The 20,542-nt window shown below is 64.7% G+C and carries 25 protein-coding genes; 8 read left to right on the top strand and 17 right to left on the bottom strand.

What is annotated here, in order from left to right:
* Positions 1 to 149 precede the first annotated feature (149 nt).
* From EAG14_RS12095 to EAG14_RS12085, 3 genes are all read left to right on the top strand, one after another.
* Positions 150 to 722, top strand: a complete 573-nt coding sequence (locus EAG14_RS12095) for a DUF2242 domain-containing protein (protein WP_371414347.1) — start codon at positions 150 to 152, stop codon at positions 720 to 722.
* A gap of 128 nt (positions 723 to 850) precedes the next feature.
* Positions 851 to 1,258 (top strand): hypothetical protein, encoded by a 408-nt coding sequence (locus EAG14_RS12090; protein WP_162995984.1) that lies wholly within the window; start codon positions 851 to 853, stop codon positions 1,256 to 1,258.
* A 52-nt stretch (positions 1,259 to 1,310) separates the two neighbouring features.
* Positions 1,311 to 1,688 (top strand): hypothetical protein, encoded by a 378-nt coding sequence (locus EAG14_RS12085; RefSeq protein WP_099655201.1) that lies wholly within the window; start codon positions 1,311 to 1,313, stop codon positions 1,686 to 1,688.
* 226 nt (positions 1,689 to 1,914) lie between these two features.
* On the opposite strand, the gene EAG14_RS12080 is transcribed toward EAG14_RS12085, so the two are convergent.
* From EAG14_RS12080 to katG, 7 genes are all read right to left on the bottom strand, one after another.
* The gene (locus tag EAG14_RS12080; RefSeq protein WP_121728998.1) at positions 1,915 to 2,601 is read right to left on the bottom strand and encodes a pseudouridine synthase; all 687 of its coding nucleotides are present in this window, start codon (positions 2,599 to 2,601) and stop codon (positions 1,915 to 1,917) included.
* Positions 2,602 to 2,675: 74 nt separating this feature from the next.
* Positions 2,676 to 3,041 carry a hypothetical protein gene (locus EAG14_RS23355; protein ID WP_240456762.1) on the bottom strand — a complete coding sequence of 122 codons (366 nt, stop codon included), beginning with the start codon at positions 3,039 to 3,041 and terminating at the stop codon, positions 2,676 to 2,678.
* Positions 3,038 to 3,925, bottom strand: a complete 888-nt coding sequence (locus EAG14_RS12070) for a M23 family metallopeptidase (RefSeq protein WP_121730443.1) — start codon at positions 3,923 to 3,925, stop codon at positions 3,038 to 3,040. Before EAG14_RS12070 ends, EAG14_RS23355 begins: the two co-directional genes overlap by 4 nt.
* 169 nt (positions 3,926 to 4,094) lie before the next feature.
* On the bottom strand, positions 4,095 to 4,343 hold the full coding sequence (locus EAG14_RS12065; protein ID WP_099655203.1) for a hypothetical protein: 249 nt from the start codon (positions 4,341 to 4,343) through the stop codon (positions 4,095 to 4,097).
* Positions 4,344 to 4,501: 158 nt separating this feature from the next.
* Positions 4,502 to 4,969: an SRPBCC family protein gene (locus tag EAG14_RS12060; RefSeq protein ID WP_121728997.1), complete on the bottom strand. Its 468-nt coding sequence runs from the start codon at positions 4,967 to 4,969 to the stop codon at positions 4,502 to 4,504.
* Between the two features lie 135 nt (positions 4,970 to 5,104).
* Complete coding sequence (locus EAG14_RS12055) at positions 5,105 to 5,425, bottom strand: DUF2322 family protein (protein ID WP_099655205.1); 321 nt, start codon at positions 5,423 to 5,425, stop codon at positions 5,105 to 5,107.
* 163 nt (positions 5,426 to 5,588) lie between these two features.
* The gene (gene katG, locus EAG14_RS12050; protein ID WP_121728996.1) at positions 5,589 to 7,814 is read right to left on the bottom strand and encodes a catalase/peroxidase HPI; all 2,226 of its coding nucleotides are present in this window, start codon (positions 7,812 to 7,814) and stop codon (positions 5,589 to 5,591) included.
* A 229-nt stretch (positions 7,815 to 8,043) separates the two neighbouring features.
* Here katG and EAG14_RS12045 point away from each other — a divergent pair, with 229 nt between their 5' ends.
* The 3 genes from EAG14_RS12045 (at position 8,044) to EAG14_RS12035 (ending at position 10,323) form a co-directional block, all read left to right on the top strand.
* Entirely contained in the window at positions 8,044 to 8,826 is a 783-nt protein-coding gene (locus EAG14_RS12045; protein ID WP_121728995.1) for a transporter substrate-binding domain-containing protein, read from the top strand.
* 113 nt (positions 8,827 to 8,939) lie between these two features.
* Positions 8,940 to 9,914, top strand: coding sequence for a M14 family metallocarboxypeptidase (locus tag EAG14_RS12040; RefSeq protein ID WP_121728994.1), 975 nt, complete (start codon positions 8,940 to 8,942; stop codon positions 9,912 to 9,914).
* 7 nt (positions 9,915 to 9,921) lie between these two features.
* Positions 9,922 to 10,323, top strand: coding sequence for a DUF6678 family protein (locus EAG14_RS12035; RefSeq protein WP_121728993.1), 402 nt, complete (start codon positions 9,922 to 9,924; stop codon positions 10,321 to 10,323).
* An 82-nt stretch (positions 10,324 to 10,405) separates the two neighbouring features.
* Here the strand turns inward: EAG14_RS12035 and EAG14_RS12030 are convergent, their stop codons facing one another.
* Together EAG14_RS12030 and EAG14_RS12025 are read right to left on the bottom strand one after the other, a co-directional pair.
* Positions 10,406 to 10,927, bottom strand: a complete 522-nt coding sequence (locus tag EAG14_RS12030) for a nucleoside deaminase (protein ID WP_121728992.1) — start codon at positions 10,925 to 10,927, stop codon at positions 10,406 to 10,408.
* The gene (locus EAG14_RS12025) at positions 10,924 to 11,943 is read right to left on the bottom strand and encodes an ABC transporter substrate-binding protein (protein WP_121728991.1); all 1,020 of its coding nucleotides are present in this window, start codon (positions 11,941 to 11,943) and stop codon (positions 10,924 to 10,926) included. The genes EAG14_RS12030 and EAG14_RS12025 overlap by 4 nt, the downstream gene beginning before the upstream one ends.
* A gap of 282 nt (positions 11,944 to 12,225) precedes the next feature.
* On the opposite strand from EAG14_RS12025, the gene EAG14_RS12020 reads away from it, so the two are divergent.
* Complete coding sequence (locus EAG14_RS12020; protein WP_121728990.1) at positions 12,226 to 12,462, top strand: hypothetical protein; 237 nt, start codon at positions 12,226 to 12,228, stop codon at positions 12,460 to 12,462.
* Between the two features lie 362 nt (positions 12,463 to 12,824).
* Entirely contained in the window at positions 12,825 to 13,766 is a 942-nt protein-coding gene (locus EAG14_RS12015; protein WP_240457056.1) for an isopenicillin N synthase family oxygenase, read from the top strand.
* Positions 13,767 to 13,802: 36 nt separating this feature from the next.
* Here EAG14_RS12015 and EAG14_RS12010 read toward each other — a convergent pair whose 3' ends face one another.
* The 8 genes from EAG14_RS12010 to EAG14_RS11975 form a co-directional block, all read right to left on the bottom strand.
* Positions 13,803 to 15,524 carry a diguanylate cyclase gene (locus EAG14_RS12010; RefSeq protein WP_121728988.1) on the bottom strand — a complete coding sequence of 574 codons (1,722 nt, stop codon included), beginning with the start codon at positions 15,522 to 15,524 and terminating at the stop codon, positions 13,803 to 13,805.
* 298 nt (positions 15,525 to 15,822) lie between these two features.
* Positions 15,823 to 16,149, bottom strand: coding sequence for a hypothetical protein (locus tag EAG14_RS12005; RefSeq protein WP_121728987.1), 327 nt, complete (start codon positions 16,147 to 16,149; stop codon positions 15,823 to 15,825).
* A 46-nt stretch (positions 16,150 to 16,195) separates the two neighbouring features.
* Positions 16,196 to 16,909 carry a nucleotidyl transferase AbiEii/AbiGii toxin family protein gene (locus EAG14_RS12000; protein WP_121728986.1) on the bottom strand — a complete coding sequence of 238 codons (714 nt, stop codon included), beginning with the start codon at positions 16,907 to 16,909 and terminating at the stop codon, positions 16,196 to 16,198.
* Positions 16,899 to 17,402, bottom strand: a complete 504-nt coding sequence (locus EAG14_RS11995; RefSeq protein ID WP_121728985.1) for a helix-turn-helix domain-containing protein — start codon at positions 17,400 to 17,402, stop codon at positions 16,899 to 16,901. The genes EAG14_RS12000 and EAG14_RS11995 overlap by 11 nt, the downstream gene beginning before the upstream one ends.
* 198 nt (positions 17,403 to 17,600) lie before the next feature.
* Positions 17,601 to 17,927: a hypothetical protein gene (locus EAG14_RS11990; RefSeq protein WP_121728984.1), complete on the bottom strand. Its 327-nt coding sequence runs from the start codon at positions 17,925 to 17,927 to the stop codon at positions 17,601 to 17,603.
* 275 nt (positions 17,928 to 18,202) lie between these two features.
* A complete protein-coding gene (locus tag EAG14_RS11985) occupies positions 18,203 to 19,003 on the bottom strand; it encodes a CPBP family intramembrane glutamic endopeptidase (RefSeq protein ID WP_121728983.1) in 801 nt (266 codons plus the stop codon).
* Between the two features lie 141 nt (positions 19,004 to 19,144).
* Entirely contained in the window at positions 19,145 to 19,684 is a 540-nt protein-coding gene (locus tag EAG14_RS11980) for a DUF924 family protein (protein ID WP_121728982.1), read from the bottom strand.
* Between the two features lie 2 nt (positions 19,685 to 19,686).
* Complete coding sequence (locus EAG14_RS11975; protein WP_121728981.1) at positions 19,687 to 20,400, bottom strand: phospholipase D family protein; 714 nt, start codon at positions 20,398 to 20,400, stop codon at positions 19,687 to 19,689.
* Positions 20,401 to 20,542: the final 142 nt, after the last annotated feature.

Genomic DNA, 20,542 nt, shown 5'->3' with positions numbered 1-20,542 from the left:
CCTGGGCTTCACGGGGCCGCCCCAAAAACAGGCTACCCTTTCACACCGGTGGGCCACACAAGCCATCGGCAGGGCGCGGCACACGGCACATGCCCAGTTTGGAGAAAACGGTTTTGAAGCATCTTTTACGCGCACACGTTGGTGGCGCCTTGTCGGCTTTGGCGGGGCGACTGACGCCCTGGGCCGCCTTTGGTGTGGCGGCCCTGTTGGCAGGCTGCGCTGCCACCGGCCCTGCGCCCAAGTTCTATGGCCCGCAGGAGAAGTTTGGCTCGGTCGCCACCTATTCACGCCTGTTTGATGCCACGCCTGCGCAGACTTGCGAAGCCTCGCGCCGCGCCTTGCTCAGCCAGGGCTACCTCATCAACACCACCACGGCCGAGATGGTGGAGGGCAAAAAGAGCTTCCAGCCCAGCGCCGAGACCCATTTGCAAATGGTCATTCGGGTGGTGTGCGTGCCCGACTCTCCCAGCGGCAAGGTCAGCCTGGGCTTTGTGACGGCCCTGCAAGACAGCTACACCCTGCGCAAAACCAATAACTCGGCCAGCCTGGGGGTGGGGGCGCTGGGGTCGGTGTCCTTGCCCATTGCGGCCAGCAGCGACTCGCTGGTCAAGGTGGGCAGCGAGACCATTGCGGCCGACAGCTTCTACGACAGCTTTTTTGACCTGATCAAGCGCTACCTGGTGGCCGACGATGTGCCTGCCGAGGTTTCGGCAGGCAGTTAAACGGATATTTGACCTCCCAGGGGCTCATCAACCCTGAACCCAGGCCAGGCGCGTTCACCGCCCTGGCCTTTACTTTTGGGGCCGATTGCGGGACGATTTGGTTTTCTGCACTGCAACAGGAGACTGCCATGGATTCCGTTCAGCCCCGCATCGACCCTGTGAGCCGCTACGGCGCGGTGAACCCCACCGACGGGGTGCAGCCTGCGGGCCGTGCCACGGTGGGCAACCGCAACGCATCGCAGGCGGCAGACACCACCGCCACCCCGGCCAGCACAACCACTGTGACCCTGAGCCGCCGAGCGCAAGAGCTGTCGGCCCAGCAGACCCGGGAAGAGTCCCGTGAAAACGTCCAGCAAGCCAGCGATGCCGCGCAGGCCCGCCAGGACGCTGATGACGCGGTGGCAGCCAGTGCGGTGGCCTCGCAGGGCAATGCCAGCGGCGCCAACAATGCCGACCGTGCCAGCGGCACCAGCCCGCGCGATGCCCAAGTGCGCCGCGCCTACCAAGCCAGCGAGGGCGCGGCCTCTGTGGCCTGACCCATCCTGCCCCAGCCCCCACCGCACGCCACCCGCGCGTTAGGAGTTCACCATGGTCACCGCCGTCAGCAGCGCCGCAGCCGCGCCCAGCAACTCGTATGCCGTGCAGACCGCCCGGCGCGAAGCCCTGCAGGCTGAGCAAACGGCGCAAACCCTGCAAACCCAGGCCGAGGCCGCCCAGCGCAGCGCCGACCAAGAGCAGGCCCGGGCCGATGATTTGAGCGGCCAGTCGGCCGATGCGAGCCAGCGGTCGGTCAGTGCACGGCGCAATCTGGCGGCGGCCAACGACCCAGCCTCTCGCACGGCCAGCCAATCCCAGACCCAGGCCGTGGCGCCTGCGGCACCTCCTGAAAATACCCGCTTGCTCAGTGCTTCCGGCCGCGTGGCCGGTGGCGTCAGTGCCGGGATGTTTGTGAACGTGTACGCCTGAGCGGGTTGCTACGGTCTTGCTGTGATGGATTCGGCACGGACCTTCTTAAGGCGTTCACGCTGAGCCCTTCGACGGGCTCAGGACAGGCTTGCCTAAGCGCTGCGCAAGGTTTCGACAAGCTCAACCCGAACGGATATTTCAAGTTCAAAGAAGCTCGCTCGATAGCACTACAACACGCCCAAGGTCTTGTGGGGCCGTGGTCACTTTCGCTCCGGGGCCGTGCCCCTCACTCCATTCGCTGCACCGCCACCTGTTTCCATGCCCCCGGCGCCAGCCCTTCCAGCGTGTAGGGGCCCACGGCGGCGCGCACCAGCCGCAGGGTGGGGTGGCCCACGGCGGCGGTCATGCGCCGCACCTGGCGGTTGCGGCCTTCGCGTATCACCAGCTCCAGCCACGCCGTCGGGATTGACTTGCGCTCGCGGATGGGCGGTACCCGGGGCGCCAAGGCGGGGGCAGGGTCCAGCAAGCGGGCCTGGGCGGGCAGGGTGGGGCCATCGTTGAGCTGTACGCCCTGGCGCAGTGCGGCCAGGGCGACCTCATCGGGCACCCCCTCCACCTGCACCCAATAGGTCTTGGCCATCTTGAAGCGCGGGTCGGCAATGTGGGCCTGCAGCTTGCCATCGTTGGTCAGCAGCAAAAGCCCTTCGCTGTCGGCGTCCAGCCGCCCGGCCACGTACACGCCGGGCAGGTCGATGTAGTCCTTGAGGCCCTGCCACTGCCCCTCGGGGGTGAACTGGCTGAGCACGCCGTAGGGCTTGTTAAAGCAGATGAGCTGTACCGCCTCGGGGGCGATGCGCTCGGTCACGGGCCTGCGCGTGGGCGCTGGGGATGGGCGCGTGGCTTTGGCCGGGCCTGTGCGCGGGGCGGCAGCAGGGCGCGAGAGTGTGGGGCGGCGTGGGGGCTGCGTCGTCATGCCGTTGCAAACGTGGGGAGGGCGGTGAGAGGCGTGTATTCCGAGCGAGGGGTGGCGCGGCAGGGTCGTAGCCCTCAGTCCTCGCCCTTGCCCACCACGGCCCGTACGCCTGCGGCGCCCACATCAACGGTCGTGCCCACCACCGTGGCACCCACCTTCACGGTGGTGCTGACCACTGTCACGGCGGCATCGGCCACGGCCACCACGGCGCAGCCGGTGCCCAGCAGGGGCGCGGCACATGCCGCGGCCCACAGCGCTGCACGGGGCCAGGGCCTGGCGGCGGGGGTTAGGGCTTGTGGTGTGCCTTTGGGGGCAGGGCGGGTGCTGGGCATGGTGGTGGCGGGTGAAGGGGCCGGAGCGGCAGGGGGCGAAACGTTGAAGGGCGTGAAAGGCGTGAAGGATGCACAGAGCTGGCCCGAGGGCTGCTGTTGCATTGTCATTCAATGAACAGGGCCGGGTCCACCATGGTGCGGTTGAGCATCACGCCCCAGTGCAGGTGGGGGCCGGTGACGCGGCCGGTGGCGCCCACCTTGCAAAAGGCTTCGCCCGTCTGGACGGTGTCGCCCACGCGGACCTGAATGCTGCTCAGGTGGCAGTACATGGTGAGCAGGCCGTGGCCATGGTCCATCCACACGGTGCCGCCGTTGAAGAAGTAGTCGCCCGTGTCAATGACGGTGCCAGGCAGCGGGGCCACGATGGGGGTGCCCGTGGGGGCCGCAATGTCCATGCCGCTGTGCGGGTTGCGCGACTGCCCGTTGAATACCCGCCGCAGCCCGAACGAGCTGGAGCGGCGCCCCGGCACGGGCTGCTGCATGCGCAGCGATGGCAGGGCACCGCCTGTGGGCTCGCTCCAGGTGGCCATCACGCGGGCCTGGTGGTCGCGCTCGCGTTCGTAGCGGGCCTGGTCTTCGGGCGCCAAATCCACTGTGCGGGGCGATACCTTGAGTTGCTGCTCGGCGTAGCGCTTGGGCGCCACGGTGTAGGGCAGTTGCCGGGCCTGCGCCAGCTGGGTGTCTGCTCCGCTGGCCAGCAGCGTGGCGTGGGCGCTGCCCACGGCGGCGGCCAATGGGATGCCCAGCACCGCTGTCCACTCGATGGCATCGCCCACCACCAGCACCGGCACGTCGGCATCACCCTGGCGCACCTGCACCCGGGGGCGCTGTGGTGCAGGCCCCAGCGACAGGCGTGCCACGCCGCCCGGCACCTGCAGCGCGTGCGGCCACACCACGGGCGCGGCGGGCTGCGGCTTGGCCGCCCAGCTGGCGCCCGGCAAAGACAAAAGACCCAGGGTGGTGAGCAGGGTGCGGCGGTGGGGGTAGTGCATGGAGTGCGAAGCGGTGAGGGTGCGGGAGAGCAGAGGTGGCTTCAAAGAAAAATAGCCGCCAGGGCGCATTTTATAAGCGCTGGCAGCTATCAATATTGATGTGGTGGGAAGGCGCAGACGCGGTGCACCGCATGGCATGCGGCACACCGCCAGCCCCGTCACAAGGCCATCAGTGGGTGACGAACTCGTAGGTCACCGATTCGCTGTCCACCATGTCCAGCACGTCGTTGAGCACGTCGTCATCGTCGGTGCTGCTCCAGGTTTCTTCGGGGTTGGTGGCAAACAGGGGCTCGATGGCGACGTCCATGAAGGTGCCGTTGGGCAGCTTGAGCACAGGGGTGCCTTCCGAGGTGCCCACCAGCTCCCAGTCGTCGGGCACGGACATTTCAAGCTGGATGGTGACGTTGAGTTTTTTCATGGTGCATTCCTGAGGGTAAGGCGGCGAGGGTAACCGAATTTTGAATAAAAAGTGCCGCTAGCGCTCAAGGGATAAGCGCTGGCAGCTATAAAAAAAGGAGCTAATTAACCCCGGCTGCTTTGGGTGGGCTTGCTGCCTTGCCTTTGGTGCAGGCCGCTCTAGCCCGCAATGTTGGCCTCTACCAGCTGCGCCAGCAACTGCAGCGACTCTTGCCAGCCCAGGTAGCATGCCTCGGTCGGGATCATGGCCGGAATGCCTTCTTGCACCGCCACCAGCTCGGTGCCCACCGATACGGCCTTGAAGGTGACGGTGGTGCGCATTTCGCCAGGCAGGTGTGTGTCGTCAAAGCGGTCGGTGTTGACGATGCGCTCGCCCGGCACCAGCTCCAGATAGCGCCCGCCAAACGCGTGGGTGTGGCCCGTGGCCAGGTTGGTGAACTGCATGCGGTACACGCCGCCCACGCGGGCATCCATCTCCAGCACCCGGCCCGTAAAGCCGTGGGGAGGCAGCCACTTGGCCATGGCGTCGGGGTCCAGAAAGGCGCGGTACACCCGCTCTGGCGGGGCGCGCAACACGCGGTGCAGGGTGACGGTGCCGGTGGATGCGGGGGCGTTGCTCTGGGTCATGTCGGGCCTTGGGTGGGGGAGTGGTGGGGCGCCCATCATCCCCCAGCCCTGTGGCGCTGTAAACGCCTGCGCTTGCGGCTTTACAGGGTGTTTCCGATGGGCTGGGCTGGCCGCACAGCCATCGGGTCAATGCACTCAGGCCAGTGCCTGCACACGCACCGCGTAGCTCGTGCTGCCCTGGGCCCATTGCACCAGGCGGTCGATGTTGGGGTGCTTGCCAGGGTGGGCGTGGGCATCGGCGGTGTGCTCGGCATACCACTCCAGGCCCAGGCTGGCAGCGGCGGGCGTGATGTGGCCGCCGTACAGCGCGGCCAGTGCGGCATACAGCGCCAGCGAACCGGCTTGGCCGGGCTTGTTCTCCAGGGTGGCAAGCACAGCGCCGTCAGCGCCCAGCACTTGCAAGGAGGTGAGGTGGGCGGCAGAGGGCAGTTGCTTGAGGCGGTCAGCGAAGTTCATGGGTTCAGTTCCAGACGAAGAAAGGGCTGGCACATTGCTGCGCCAGCCCGGGTGATCCATTGGACTGCCTTTTCAGGGGCAGTCCAAAGCGCAGGGGCGTGAAGTTAACCCAATTTCGCGCCCTGCGCCGCATCCGTCACGGATGCCCGCTCACTTCTCCAAATCACTTCTTCAAGTCGAAGCGGTCCAGGTTCATCACCTTGGTCCAGGCGGCCACAAAGTCGCGCACAAACTTGGGCTGTGCATCGGCCTGCGCATACACCTCGGCCAAGGCGCGCAGTTGCGAGTTGGAGCCAAACACGAGGTCCACCCGCGTGCCTGTCCACTTCACGGCGCCGGTCTTGCGGTCGCGGGCTTCAAACACATCGTTGGCGGGCGATGTGGGGGCCCAGGCGGCGCCCATGTCCAGCAGGTTCACAAAGAAGTCGTTGGTGAGCTGCCCGGCGCGCTGGGTGAAAACGCCGTGCTGTGCACCCCCCACGTTGGCGCCCAGCACCCGCAGGCCACCCACCAGCACCGTCAACTCGGGCGCGCTCAGGGTCAGCAGCTGCGCCTTGTCGATCAGCAGGGCTTCGGCGGGCACGCTGAACGTTTTCTTCTGGTAGTTGCGGAAGCCATCGGCCACGGGCTCCAGCACGGCGAACGATTCCACATCGGTCTGCGCCTGGCTGGCATCGGTGCGGCCGGGGGCAAAGGGCACTTCCACCGCCTGGCCTGCAGCCTTGGCCGCAGCTTCCACACCGGCATTGCCTGCCAACACGATCAGGTCGGCCAGCGATACCTTTTTGCCGCCGCTTTGCGCCGAGTTGAACGCGGCCTGAACGCCTTCAAGCACCACCAGCACCTTGGCCAGCTGCTCGGGCTGGTTGGCTTCCCAGTCCTTTTGCGGGGCCAGGCGGATGCGTGCGCCGTTGGCACCGCCGCGCTTGTCCGATCCACGGAAGGTCGATGCCGAGGCCCATGCGGTGGACACCAGCTCCGCCACCGACAGGCCCGTTGCCAGCACCTTGGCCTTGAGTGCGGCCACGTCCTGCGCGTCGATCAGTGCATGGTCTACGGCAGGCACGGGGTCTTGCCAGATGAGGTTTTCTGCTGGCACTTCAGGGCCCTTGTACAGGGCCTTGGGGCCCATGTCGCGGTGGGTCAGCTTAAACCAGGCGCGGGCAAAGGCGTCGGCAAACTCGGCCGGGTTCTGGTGGAAGCGGCGGGCAATTTTTTCGTAGGCCGGGTCCATGCGCAGCGAAAGGTCGGCGGTGGTCATCATGGGCGCGTGCTTTTGGCTGGGGTCGTGCGCGTCGGGGATCATGTGCTCGGGCTTCACGTCCTTGGCCACCCACTGGTGCGCGCCTGCGGGGCTCTTGGTCAGCTCCCACTCGTAGCCGAACAGCATGTCGAAGTAGCCGTTGTCCCAGGTGGTGGGGTTGGGCTTCCAGGCGCCTTCAATGCCGCTGGTGGTGGTGTGCCCCCCCTTGCCGCTGCCCAGCTGGTTGATCCAGCCCAGGCCTTGCACTTCAATGGCGGCGGCTTCGGGCTCGGCGCCGACCAGGGTCGGGTCACCCGCGCCGTGGGCCTTGCCAAAGGTGTGGCCGCCAGCCACCAGGGCCACGGTCTCTTCGTCGTTCATGGCCATGCGGGCAAAGGTTTCGCGCACATCGCGGCCGCTGGCCACGGGGTCGGGCTTGCCGTCCGGGCCTTCGGGGTTCACGTAGATCAGGCCCATCTGCACGGCGGCCAGCGGGTTCTCCAGGTCGCGCTCGCCGCTGTAGCGGCTGTTCGGTTTGTCGCTGGTGGCCAGCCACTGGGCTTCGGCACCCCAGTAGATGTCTTCTTCAGGCTGCCAGATGTCGGCACGGCCCCCGGCAAAGCCAAAGGTCTTGAAGCCCATGGATTCGAGCGCCACGTTGCCCGCCAGAATCATCAGGTCGGCCCACGAGATGGCGTTGCCGTACTTTTGCTTGATGGGCCACAGCAGGCGGCGGGCCTTGTCCAGGTTGCCGTTGTCGGGCCAGCTGTTCAGCGGTGCAAAGCGCTGGTTGCCCGTGCCCGCACCGCCACGGCCGTCGCCAGTGCGGTAGGTGCCTGCGCTGTGCCAGGCCATGCGGATGAACAGGCCGCCGTAGTGGCCCCAGTCGGCAGGCCACCAGTCTTGCGAATCGGTCATCAGTGCTGTCAGGTCGGCCTTGAGCGCTGCGTAGTCCAGTTTTTCAAAAGCAGCGGCGTAGTCAAAGTCTTCGCCCAGCGGGTTGGAGGCCGGAGCATGCTGGTGCAGGATGCCCAGGTTCAGTTGGTTGGGCCACCAGTCGCGGTTGGACTGGCGGGCCACTGCCGTCTTGGCGCCTTGCGCGCTGGTGGCGCTGTGGAAGGGGCATTTGGATTCGCTGCTGCTCATGGGTCTCTCCTTGGTAGTTGGCTTAAACAAGTGAGTAAAGGATATTTCAATCAACTATCTATATCCATTGATTAAAACTAATCACAGGCATGCACTGGCGCTATGCCATCTGGCCACTGGCGAAGGGCTTCCGTGGTAACCCCGCATTGGCATCCATCGTGCTTTGGCATACGGTGCTTTTGCTATCGCGTTTTCCCTCCACCCTCGTCCTCTTCGGAGCCTTTTTGAAATGACCCCCAAGAAATTCATCGCCATCGCCGCTGCCGCCGTCATCACCTGCTTGTCCTTCACCCAGGCAGCGCAGGCAGGCCCCCGGCTCGACAAGATCATGGAAACCAAAACCATCCGCGTGGGCACGCCGGGCGACTACCGCCCCTTCGCCATCAAGACCGATGCGGGCTTTTCGGGCCACGACATTGATGTGATCGAAACCATGGCCAAAGAGCTGGGCGTGAAGATCGAATACGTGCAGACCTCCTGGCCCAACCTGGTCAAAGACCTGCAGGCCGACAAGTTTGATGTGGCCGTGGGCGGCATCACCCGCAACGTCAACCGCATGCGCCTGTTTGACATGCTGCCCGGCTACGCCCCGTTTGGCAAAGTGGCCCTGGTGCGCAGCGCCGACAAGGCCAAATACACCAGCGTGGACGCCTTGAACCAGCCCACCGTGCGCGTCATCAAGAACCCCGGCGGCACCAACGAAACCTTTGTGCTGGCCAACCTCAAGGCCGCCCAGGTCAGCACACACGACAAGAACGCAGAGATCCCTGCGCTGATCGCCGAAGGCAAGGGCGATGTGATGATCACCGAAACCTACGAAGCCCTGCACTACGCCAAGGCCGACCCGCGCCTTTACGCCGCGTTTGTGGACGCACCGCTGACGCCCAAGAACTACCTGGGCTTCATGGTGCCCACCGACGACGCCGACTACACCCGCGTGATGGGTTTTGTGTGGGGCCTGATCGAAAGCCGTGGCGCCATCCAGCAGGCCGCCACCAAGTGGCTGAAGTAACCTGCCCAGCGGGTGAGCTGCCGGCTTGATGGATCCCCGCCATCCCCCGGCAAAATAAAGGCCCCGGCCACACGCCGCACACCCCTTCCGGCGTTGCCGCCGGGGCTTTTTTCATGACCGTATCCAGCACTGCGCCCACTACTGCACCCGCCACGGCATTCCCTCCCGCTTCGTATCCCATTGGCACCCCCGGCCAGCTCTGGGGCCCTGCCGAGCTGGCCCAGTGGCGCGCGCGCCAAGTGCGCCAGCGCAGCTATGCCGATGACGTGCTGGCCGCCGTGGATACGCTGCGCACCCGCTTTGATGTGACGAGCTACGGCGAAGTGGTCTATGGTGATGAGCGCTATGCGCTGCAGGCCATTCGCCCCCGCGCCTGGGTGGCGGGCCTGCCCACCGTGCTGGTCACCGGCGGTGTGCACGGCTACGAAACCAGTGGCGTGATGGGCGCGCTGCGGTTTGTGGACCAGCACGGCGAGCGCTACGCAGGCCGCGTGAACTGGCTGGTGGCCCCCTGCATCAGCCCCTGGGGTTGGGAGCGCATCCAGCGCTGGAACCAAGACGCCATCGACCCCAACCGCAGCTTTCGCACCGGCAGCACGGTGCAAGAGTCTGCCGCACTCATGGCGCTGGTGGCCCAGGTGGCATCCCTGCAAGGCGCATTTGCGGCGCACATTGACCTGCACGAAACCACCGACACCGACGAATCCGAATACCGCCCCGCAGTGGCCGCGCGCGACGGCAAGGCGTTTGAGCCCGGCAGCATCCCCGACGGTTTTTACCTGGTGGACGACACCGAGAACCCCCAGCCCGCCTTCCAGCAGGCCGTGCTGCAGGCGGTGGCCCGCGTCACCCACATTGCCCCGCCGGACGAGCGCAACGAAATCATCGGCTCGCCCATGACCGAGCCCGGCGTCATTCGCTACGAGCTGGCCGCCTGGGGCCTGTGCGCCAGCGTGACGGGCGCGCGCTACACCACCACCACCGAGGTCTACCCCGACAGCCCCCGCACCACACCCGAGGCCTGCACCGCCGCACAAGTGGCTGCGGTGTGTGCTGCGCTGGACTTTGTGCTGGCCAGCAGCCGCTGACCTGCGCATGGACGACGTTGTTGCAAAGCACAAGCGCCAGGTGAGGGAAGCGCTGGCGCAGCGTGGCCTGGGTGCGTGGATGAACGACACCAAGTGGTGCGAGTTGCTGGGCGCTATCAGCGCGCTGCCTTTCTCACCGCCATACCAGCGCAAAGACGTGCTGCACGCTGAACCGGAGCCCAGCACCTTTGATGCAGACGTTTGGTACCTGGGCGACTGGACGGAGGGGATTCACCCTTTGTATTCCATCGAATGGCTGCGCATCCGACCCAGATACCTGGAGCCTGTCGGTCAATTGCTGCCGCCCACAGTGGTCGACTGTGAGGCCGCGCTGGGGCAGGCATTGCAGTCCGTGGGTGTGCCATACGAGAAGGCTGATGGCTCGATCTGGATCTACGGCTATCGGTAGTGAGTATCTGAATAAAAACGGCCGCTAGCGCTTGTGGATAAAGCGCTGGCAGCTATTGAAAGCGTAGCAATCTGCGCCGCAATCAAGCCTTCCACGCCCCCTGGTGCGATGCCGATGCCTCATCCACCAGCGCGGGCCCAATGCACTCGATGGCGTGGCCTGAGGTGTTGAACACATCGCGGCAAGACAGCTCGGCATCGCGCTGGTCCAGCCGCTCGCCGCGGAACACGCGCAGCCGCTCGGCGTCAATGCCGTACACCACGCGGCCAATGGCCGACCAGAAGATGGCGCCCGCGCACATCACGCACGGCTCGCCCGACGAGTAGAGCGTGGCCTGGGCCAGGGCCTCGCGGCTGTGGCGCGGGCTGGCCAGGCGGATGGCTGAGGTCTCGGCGTGCGCCGTGCAGTCGCCCGTCTCGCCGTTGGCGTTCCAGGCCTCGGCCAGCACGGTGTCGTCCGGGGCCACGATCAACGCGCCAAAAGGGCGGTTGCCGCGAGCACGGGCCGTGTCGGCCAGCGCAATGGCGTGGCGCAGGTGGCGGCCATCGCGCTCGTGCAGCGGCACCTCGGCGGGCAGCGGGGGCTGTGCAGGCACTGCCGTCATGCCGCCACCTTGCGGTCTGCCGCAGCGGGCAAAAAGGCGGGGTTGAACACGCGCTCTGCCGCAGGCTTGCGCGCCAAGCCATACACGGCGGCCACCTCGTCCACCTGCTGGGCCAGCACGCTGGCCTGCACACCGCCCAGGCCCACGCTTTGCACCTCGGGTGCAGCCAGGTACTGGCGGGTGATGGCCCAGCGCTCGCGCTCCACGTCCATGTTCAAAATCGGCTCACGCGCCTTGATGGCGGCCAGCGCGGCATCGGGGTTTTGCAGTGTCTCGCGCAGGGCGCGGTTGCTGGCGCGCAAAAAGGCTCTGGCCAGCTCGGGCTTGTCTTGCAGCAGCTTGCCCGCCAGGATGGCGTTGCCATACAGCTGCAGGCCCGCCTTGCTGTATTCGAGCACGGCCAGGTCTTTGGCGGGCATGCGTGCAAACAGCGAAACGGCCGAGTCGTGAAAGTACGTGGCGGCGTCCACATCGCCGCGCACCATCACGTTGTCGCGTGCGCTGAAATCGGTGGTCACCCATTCAAACAGGTCGGGCGTGGTCTTGAGGCTGCGCGCCACCATGGGCCAGCTGCGGCGGGTGGATTCCACTGCAGCCGCCGCCACGCGCTTACCTTTGAGCGAGGCAAAGTCGCTGGTCACGCCCCGGTCCTTGCGGCCAATGATGACGAAGGGCGCGCGGTTGTAGTACTGGTACACAGCCTGCACCGGCGTGTCAGGGTTTTGCGCGTGGAACTCGGTCAGCGAGCTGATGTCGCCCAGCCCCAGGTCATACGCCCCGCTGGCCACGCGGGTGATGGAGGCCACCGAGCCCGCGCCCACATCAATGCTCACGTCCAGGCCCTCGTCCTTGTAGTAGCCCCTGGCCTGCGCCAGAAAGAAGGGCGATGTCTGGCTCGTCACCCGAAAGTCCAGCGTGAACTTGAGCGGTGTGAGCGGCCCCTGGGCGTGCACCCAAGGCGCCGCAAGGCTGATGGAAGAGGCGACAGAGGTGGAGAGAAACAGGCGTCTTTGCATGGCGGTGCCCCATTGAACAAGTGCTGCAGACCACCGACCGCACTCGCTATGGCGGGGCAGGGCGCGCGCCCCTGCACAAGGCAAACGGGCACCCGCACCAGCCTCCGGCACATGCCAGGCAGGTCGGCACGAAACTGAGCAATTTCCGGGCAACACAGGCGCGGGGCCTGTGTGCTGAACGCTTCTACTCAAGGGCATGCCAATGCATGAAGCGTGCCCGGCGCGCGGCATCGCAGTGATGTTGCGGTGGTGATTCAGGCTGCTCTTGCTGCAGCGCAAAGGGTGCACGCTGCTTTTGTGGTGGCGGCTGCGCGGCCTGCTGGGCGCTTGCGTTGGCCTGAGCACACGGCGCTGCACCAGCTTGCGCACGCCGTTGTGGTGCAGGGCATCACCGAAGCGGGGCAGAGTGTGGTGCTGCGCACCCTTGCATGGCACTTAAGCGTTGTCTTTGCGGTGTTTTTGAGTGCGGTGAGTCGCTGGGAAGCCACCGCACTGCTGGCCCCTGAATTGCTTGGGTGAGGGCAAGAGTAGAAGCGTTCAGCGCTGCAGTGTCCGCCCACCAGGGGGCGGAGACTGTAGGCGGGTCATTGCTCTTGAAGAGGGAAGCGGCCTGGCCCCGGCAGGGCCGTTGCCCCTGTCCACTTCAAGGGCGCCCAGGCGCAAGCATGGGCCAGTGAACGTGTCTGCTGTGCGCCGCACGCAGATGACAACGCTGGCCCGTGCAGGCCCAGCCCTTGTTGATTTTGTACTTTGGTACTTTGACAAGGAACACTGCCATGACCACCTCTACCGCTGCTACCCAGCCCCACAGCCTCTCCAACACGCCGTATTCCCCCTCCGTCGCGCCCGACGTGCTGGGCGAGCTGGCCAAGGAAGCCCGCATGGGCGACATGGGCCACGAGACCCACACCCGCGAGGTGCGCTGCATTGACCTGAGCGACTTTGAACACCGCAAGCGCGAGATTGCCGACGAACTGTGGAGCGCGGCGGTAGACATTGGGTTCTTCCAGGTCAGCCACCACGGCATAGCGCTGCAAGACATCCGCGATGCCTTTGCGCGGGCCGAGGCTTTGTTTGCGCTGCCAGCCGACACCAAAGCCCAGTGGCCCCTGTCCCGCAACGCGGGGTGGGAGCACAAGAGTCAGATCCGCCCCTCCACCCGCACACCCGATCAAAAAGAGTCCTACCAAATCACCCGCCCCCGCATGCAGGGCCTGTGGCCCAGCGATGCCGAATTGCCCGGCTTTCAAGCAGCCAGCCTGGCCTTTGAGCGCCAGTGCTGGGAGGTCGCCATGCGCCTGCTGTCGTGCTTTGCGTACAAGCTGGGGTTTGACGAAGGTTTCTTCACCCGCGCCCACAACCCTGACGTGCCCAGCTACCAAAGCACGCTGCGCATGCTGCATTACTTTGCGATGGACCCGGCCCTCAAAGACGAGCTGGGCCTGTGGCGCGCCGGTGCACACACCGACTTTGACTGCCTCACGCTGCTGTTCCAGCGCCCAGGGCAGGGCGGGCTGCAGGTGCTGCCCGGCAAAGAGATGGAAGGCCGCCAGTGGACGCCGGTGGAGCCCGCCGAAGGCGTCATCACCTGCAACATCGGCGACATGCTCACCCGCTGGAGCGACGACGCGCTGCCCAGCAACTTCCACCGCGTGCGCAACCCGCTGCCGCACGAATACCAGGGCGCCCGCTACAGCCTGGCCTTTTTTGCGCAGGCCAATGAAGACGCCGTGATCGAAGGCCCTGGCAAAAAGTACCCGCCCATCACCGGGGCGGAGTACCTGCGCCAGCGCATCAGTGCCAATTTTTCCAATCGGTATTGAGGCTGGCTGTGGCAGGGTGTTGTGCCCTGCGCCGCATCACACCCCGGCGGTGTAGCGCACCACGCGGTTGCGTCCATCGCGTTTGGCGCGGTACAGCGCTGCGTCGGCGTTCTGCACCAGCGCATTGGCATCCTGCCCATCCTCGGGCATGCACGCCATGCCCACGGAAATCGTGATGGGCGGATGCACGTTGCCACCGTCAGCCACCGGGGGCATTTTCATCACCGCATCGCACAAGGCCTGGGCGCGCTCCAGCGCCACCTGCGGCGTGGTGTTGGGCAGCACCACAGTGAACTCCTCGCCGCCATAGCGCGCTACCAGGTCGCTCGCGCGCACCGTGTCGGTCAGGGTCTGCGCCACGCCGCGCAGCACCCGGTCGCCCAGCTCGTGGCCAAACTTGTCGTTGAACTGCTTGAAGTGGTCCACGTCAATCATCAGCACCGCCAGCGGAGCATCGGGCTGCTGGGGGCCGCGCCGCTCGGCCCGCAAAATCTCGCGCGCCAAGGATTCGTCCAGAAAGCGGCGGTTGTACAGCCCCGTCAGTGCATCGCGAATGGACTGCTGGCGCAGCGACTCGCGCAGGCGCAGGTTGCCTAGCGACAGGGACACCTGCTCCAGCGCCGTCTGCCGCAACTGTGCCACCAGCGCTTCGGGCAAGTCCACCCCTTGGCTTTGCGGGTCTAGCACCAGCATGCCGTTCAGGTCGCCGTGCGATGCCACGGGAAAGCACAGCGTGCCCGGTGGCGAGGGCACCTCGCACGCTTGCAAATGGCGGCAGGTGCTGGCGCTGCCTGCACCGGGCTGCGCGAAGGGCTGCCCCTTGCGAAGCGACCAGCACTCGTGCGGTTCAAAAAACTCTACAAAAGGCCGCTCACCCCAGGCCACGCAGCGGCGCAACTGGTTGCGCGAGGCCGCCATCAGGTACATCGCCCCAGACGTTGACCGCAGCAGCGCGGGCAGGCGCTCGGCCAGCAGGCCCTGGGCCTCTTCCATGTCTTCGCAGGTCTGCAAAAAGCGCCCCAGCTCAGACAGCCGCTGCATGTGCGCGTTGTGCTCGTTGGTGCGGGCCGCCTGTGCCAGCAGCTCGGTGTTGCGGTTCATCAGGTCGCATTCGTTGGCAGCAGTTTTGCGCGCAAACGCTATGCTGCGCGCCAGCACAAACACCAGCAGACCAATGCTGGTGAGCAGCGCCAGCCCCAGCGTGAGGTAGGCGTGGGTGATGGCCTGAGCATGCTCGGCCCGCAGGACGTTGATGTGCTCCTCTTGCCCCGCAGAAAACTGCTGCGCCTTGGCGCGAATGTCTTCCATCAGATTGCGGCCATGGCCGCTGCGCACAATGGCTGCCGCCTGCTCGCCTTTGCCGCTGGTGTGCAGCGCCACGGTCTCGGCCAGCTCTGCCAGCTTTTGGTCCACCTGCTCCATCAGCGCCTCGAGCTGCAGGGCGTCTTGCGCGTCGGGGCTCATGCGCTCTAGCTGGCGCCGCGTCTGTTTGATCTCTGCCACCGCCACGTGGTAGGGCGCCAGGTACTCCGAGCTGCCCGCAATCAGATAGCCCCGCTGGCTGGTCTCCGCGTCCAGCATCTGGCGGATGAGCAGGTCCTTCACGTGCACCGCGCGGTGCGCCTCGTCCAGCGCACGCTGTGCGCGCACCAGCTCCAGCAAGCTCTGCGCCGCAAGCCAGCCTGCCACCAAAATGGCTGCGAACACAGCGGCCAGCACTGCGCGTTGCACTCGCGACATTCCCGGCGTTGTTGGCATGGTTTTTTGTCTCCGTGGGGCGCGCGGCAAAAGTGCCGTCAGTCCGCTTCATTCTAGAAAGACCGCGCCGCGCCACAAGGCCGCTCATCCAAACCGCAGGCCCACCCAAGGTCTTTGGCCCCGCGCTGGTGCAACGGCTGCTGCGTGATTCGTGCATTTAAATAAAAATGCCTGTAGCGCTTTCTGGGTAAGCGCTGGAAGCTATCAATGTAATAGCTTAACTTCTTTGCAGACCCAGGCTACTCTCGTTGTGCAGCATGGCCGTAAGCCCTCAACCCTGCTGCCACGCAGCGCACCCTCAGGCCTGCCACACCCCAAACCCGGCCGACCGCAGGTCGATGCCGATTTCAATCTCGCGGTCTACCGCCTCTTCGTAAGGCATGGGGTTAAAGCCCTCGTACAGGTCTGGCAGCAACCACAGGCCGTACTGCTGCACATACCGGTTGGCCTGAATGCCCGCCTTGTGCTTGTCAAACCGCACATCCGGGTCCAGCCCCGTCATGCCCACATACACGCACGGCTTGCCGTCGATATAGCCAGGGTTGCAGCGGCGAAAGCGCGGCTCCCGCAGCACGTCTTTCGATAGTTCGATGACGTAGACGTGGTGGTGCGGGCGGCGGGACATGGTGGCGCAGGTGGTGTATTGCCGTTGGGTACTGCGTAGTGTTGCCTCAGGCCTCGGGCACGATGCGCCGCAGGGCGCGCACCTTTTGCCACAGCGCCGCTTTGGGCATGAGCATGCCCATCGCTTGCATGCAGCGCTCCAGCCAGCCGGTGCGGGTTTGCAGCCGGTCTATGGCCTTGCCCAGGTCACGCGCCACCGAAGGGCCATAGGCTTCTGCGGCCTTGGCCAGCGCGGCGCGCAAGGCGGGCAGGGGTAGCTCCATCATGGCAAGGTCGATCACGTCGCGGCTGAACACGCCATCGTCGGCCTGCCGGTCTGAGTTGACCAACAGCTTGGATGCAGCCAGGTCTAGCCGTGTCAGCGTGCTGACCCCGCACACCGTGTCGCCCGCCACCGGTGGCTCCAGTGCAATGCGCGCCTCGCGCACGATCTCCAGCTTGATGGCCTGCCCATCCATCTGCACCTGCGTGCGAATGCCGTACTGGTCGGCCCTAATCTCGCGCAGGGCCACCAGCGGCTGGGCATGCGGGTGGGTGATGGCGGCCAAGCCATCAGGGCCGGTGAGCAGGTGCCGAAGCTCCCGGTAACCGCCCGCGTCCGACACCAAAAAGTCAATGTCTACCGACTCGCGGTACTCGCCGTAGCGCAACGCAATGCAGGTGCCGCCCCCAAACAGGCAGCCTTGCTGCCGCAGCGTGTCCCCATTCATCGCCGCCAGCACATGCGCAATGCGCTGGTGGTGCGGGCGCTCAAACTGCATCGCTGGCCCCCGCGTTAGCGGCGGGCTGCAGTGCCAGCCGCAATGCCTCTAGCAACGCCTGCTCGTGGGCAGGCATGGCAGCCATGTCCAGGTGACGGGCATTGCGTTCGTAAATGCCCAGCGCCTCGGCAGGGGTGAGGGTGTCCGTGCCATGCACCTGCCACGCCAATGCGCGCAGCTGCGGGTAGTCCGCCAGCGCCACCCGCGCCGGAATCCAGCCCGTGTGATCTGCCTCTGCGGCGGGCGGTGCCTGCGTGCCCGTCTGGGCCAGCAGCCCCATGCCCAGCGCCGCCATGGCGTTGCACCACGCGCCCATGGTCACCGAGGGCTCGCCCTTCTCAATGCGGTGCAGCGTCACCCGCGACAGCCCTGCCGCCTCTGCCGTCACCGTGGCGCTCAGACGCAGCGCCTTGCGCTGTGCGCGAATCTGCGCGCCCAGGGTTTGCAACTGGGCGGCGCAATGTTCAGGTGTAATCGGTGCGGGTGATGGCATGATGTTTCTCATTATTTGCAAAAATGCTTTTTTGTCAAATATGAGAAACACTTTTTGAATTTTTGGGGCTGAAGCTACCGTTCACAATGCCTTTGACGCTATTTTTATGAATCAAATCCGACCCCAGCGCTTGCAGTACCAGCGCAAGCAGCTATCAAAATAGTAGTAAATTGGGTGCAAAGAGATTCAGGCCTACGCCTACGACCCACTCGCCAGCGCCCCCAACAGCCGCGCGCTCACCTCGGCCGCATCGGGCGCGGCAAATGCCATGTTGTGCTGGTCCGTCAGCGGGCCGTGGCCGGGCTCCATGTGGCCTGCCGCGTCGTACCCCATGGCCTTGAACTTCCACAATCCGCCTATCTTTTTGAGCGAACCCACATGCGCGCCCGTGGCGGAGTGCACTGCCACCACCTCGGCGTTGACGGGCAGCAACTGCAGCGGCCCCGCCAGCGGGCCGGGCGGCACGGGGCCATAGGTGGGGGTGAATGGAGGCAACGGGGACGGCGTGGGTGGCGTAGAGAGCATGGCGGTGTTTGTATCGCAAATTGCGCAGCACCTGCCGCACCGGGGGGCTTTGGTGCTGCGCAGGCTTATCGCTGGTCATTGGTATGCCGGTATGCCCGCCGCCACGGTAGCTAGTCTGCACACCGGGGGCGTCATTGGCCTCATGCGGCACAGGTCAAATCAGCTTGTAGCGCTTGCAATGCAAGCGCAGGCAGCTATGAAAAGTGTAGCTGTAGAGCAGTGGATGGTGCAGCGAAGCCCCCATGACGGACCCATGGCCTGGCTTGAAAGCCCGCCTAAACCCCTGCTGGCGTCCACAACAGCGCACCCCCACTCAGCAAACCCATTCCAAACAGCGTCCAGTCGTTGATGATGTGCGCGCCCGTAGAAACCCAGAGGTTCTTGGTCATGATCCACGGCAGCGTCAGCACCAGCCTGGCGGTGCCGATGATGGCCAGGCACTGGATCACATTCCACCCATACGTAGGCAGATGCATCAGGCCAAACAGGGCCGCAGACAGGAGCCACGCTGCCACCACAGCGGTTTTGCGGCGGGCCCCCAAACGTTGGGTGAACAGCGCCATCAGCGCCAAAAAGGGCAGGATGGTGATCAGCTCCTCCCCCAGAAGCTGCGGCGCCATGTTGGCAAAGATGATGACGCGCTCCCACGGGCCGCTGGCCTGCAACATCGTCGCGCCAGGGTTGGTCGCCTGGGGCATCACCGATGTCAGCATCAACCCCACGGCCACCGTCACCACAATGTTGAGCAGCGCAAAGAAAAACATCCACAGCACATCGCGCACAGACACCCTGGCAAACAAACTTTGCCAATGCCCCGGAGCCACCCAGCGCAGGCAAGCCAAGGGAATCAGCGCAAGCAGTACCGACGGAATCAGCCTGCCCGCAGGGGGCCAAGGCCAAGCAATTGGCAAAGTCACCACCAGCAACCCGGCAGCCGCCGCAGCCATCAGCAGCAGCCACTGCGGCCCGGAGATGCGGGCAGGCTGGTTGTTGAAGAAAGGAAACTCGCGCCCCGGCCGCTCAATCCAGCCAAAACGCTCCATCGCCACCGATGCTTGCCCGGTCGGTTTGTGCATTGCCACCCCCTCGTGAAAGCCAGCGAGCGCGCCCTCTGGCGGTTGAATGCCCAAATTATGAGAGATATCTGGCTGCAGCGCATATAGATAAAGCGCAGGCAGCTATCAAAAGCGTAGCGATCAGGCTGATGAGGGGGGAGTTTAGAACGAAGACCCAGGCTCGTTCAAAAACGCCAGTTCTTCAGGCGTAGAGCTGCGGCCCAGCACGGCATTGCGGTGCGGGTAACGCCCAAAGCGGTCAATGATGGCCTTATGGCGGCGCTCAAAGTCCAGGTTGTTTTCCATGCCCGGCTGCGCAAACAGCTTGAGGGCTTGCTCGTGGATCACGGCAGATTCGCTGTGCATGTACGGCATGTAGACGAACACGCGTTGCGCTGTGGGCAGGCTGCGGTCTTGCCCGCTGGCCACCAGCTCTTGCGCCAGGGCAAGGGCCAGCGCGTCTTGGGCAAAGGCGCGGACGGTGTCGCGGTGCACGTTGCGCGAGAACTGGTCCAGCACCAGGATTTCTGCCAGCCGACCCTCGGGCGTGGCGCGCCAGGGGAACAGTTCACAGCGGGCTGCGGCCTCTAGCGTGGGGGCGAAGCGGGTGCGGATGTTTTCGTCTAACGCTGCGTCTTTGGCGAAGTGCTGCTGAGGGGTTAGCTCGGTGAACCAGAAGTGGATGATGGACTGCGGCGCCATATTCAGACCAGATGGAAGTCTTGCGGCCACAAGAAGTACGGGCCGAACCGCGATTTGGCAACGAACTCCACGCCCACTTTTTCGCCTTTAGGTGTGATGGTGTGTTTGTCGCCATCGGCGACCAGATAACCCAGCTCCGTTGCGCGATCCAAGAACTGTGCTGTTTTTAACCCCAGCTTTTGCCCAATCTTGGATGACGTGAGCTTGTCTGTTGGCGCATCCGTCGCACCTTTATCGTCGTCCTTGCCACTCACATCGCCGTCGCTGGTAACTCGCTCCAAAGAAATGCGGACTTCATCGCTGATGCGAATGATGCGCTGCGCCTCTTCATAAGCGTCTTTGTAGAGCTGCCCGTCGTCGCTGCGCTGAATCAGGATGCCCATCTCGTTGTTATTCACCTGGCTGAATTCGTACAGATTCAGGCTGGTGATGATGCACATCTCTTCATTCATGTAGCACTTGGCATGCAAGTTCTTGCAGAAGCTGGTGCGGATGTAGGTCAGGCCGCGCAGCCATTCAATTTCTTGTGGCTGCAACTCGCTTTTGCCATAGACGATACGGACGTCGATTTTCAGACGGTTTTTATCGGCCAGAAGCTCCTTCATCCGGTCGTTGAGTTTGAGGAAAGGGCTGATCAGAATCAGGCGATCTGACGCACTCTTGATGAGTTCTTCAAGGTGATAGTTGGTGCCGGTTGTCGAAAGAAACTTTGCCATCTATGTTTATCTCCCTTGGAATAGAACGCTTATGGCCATTGACTGCAGCCGGCCTCGATCATCAATAAAGGCAAAAGACAAGACCTGACCCCGTTGCCCGCTACTGTGCTCATGGTGAAGATCTTTGTGTCAGTAATATTTT

The organism is Acidovorax sp. 1608163 (genome assembly GCF_003669015.1).
Taxonomy (GTDB): Bacteria; Pseudomonadota; Gammaproteobacteria; order Burkholderiales; family Burkholderiaceae_C; genus Acidovorax.
This window is presented reverse-complemented; position numbering and strand designations above follow the sequence as displayed.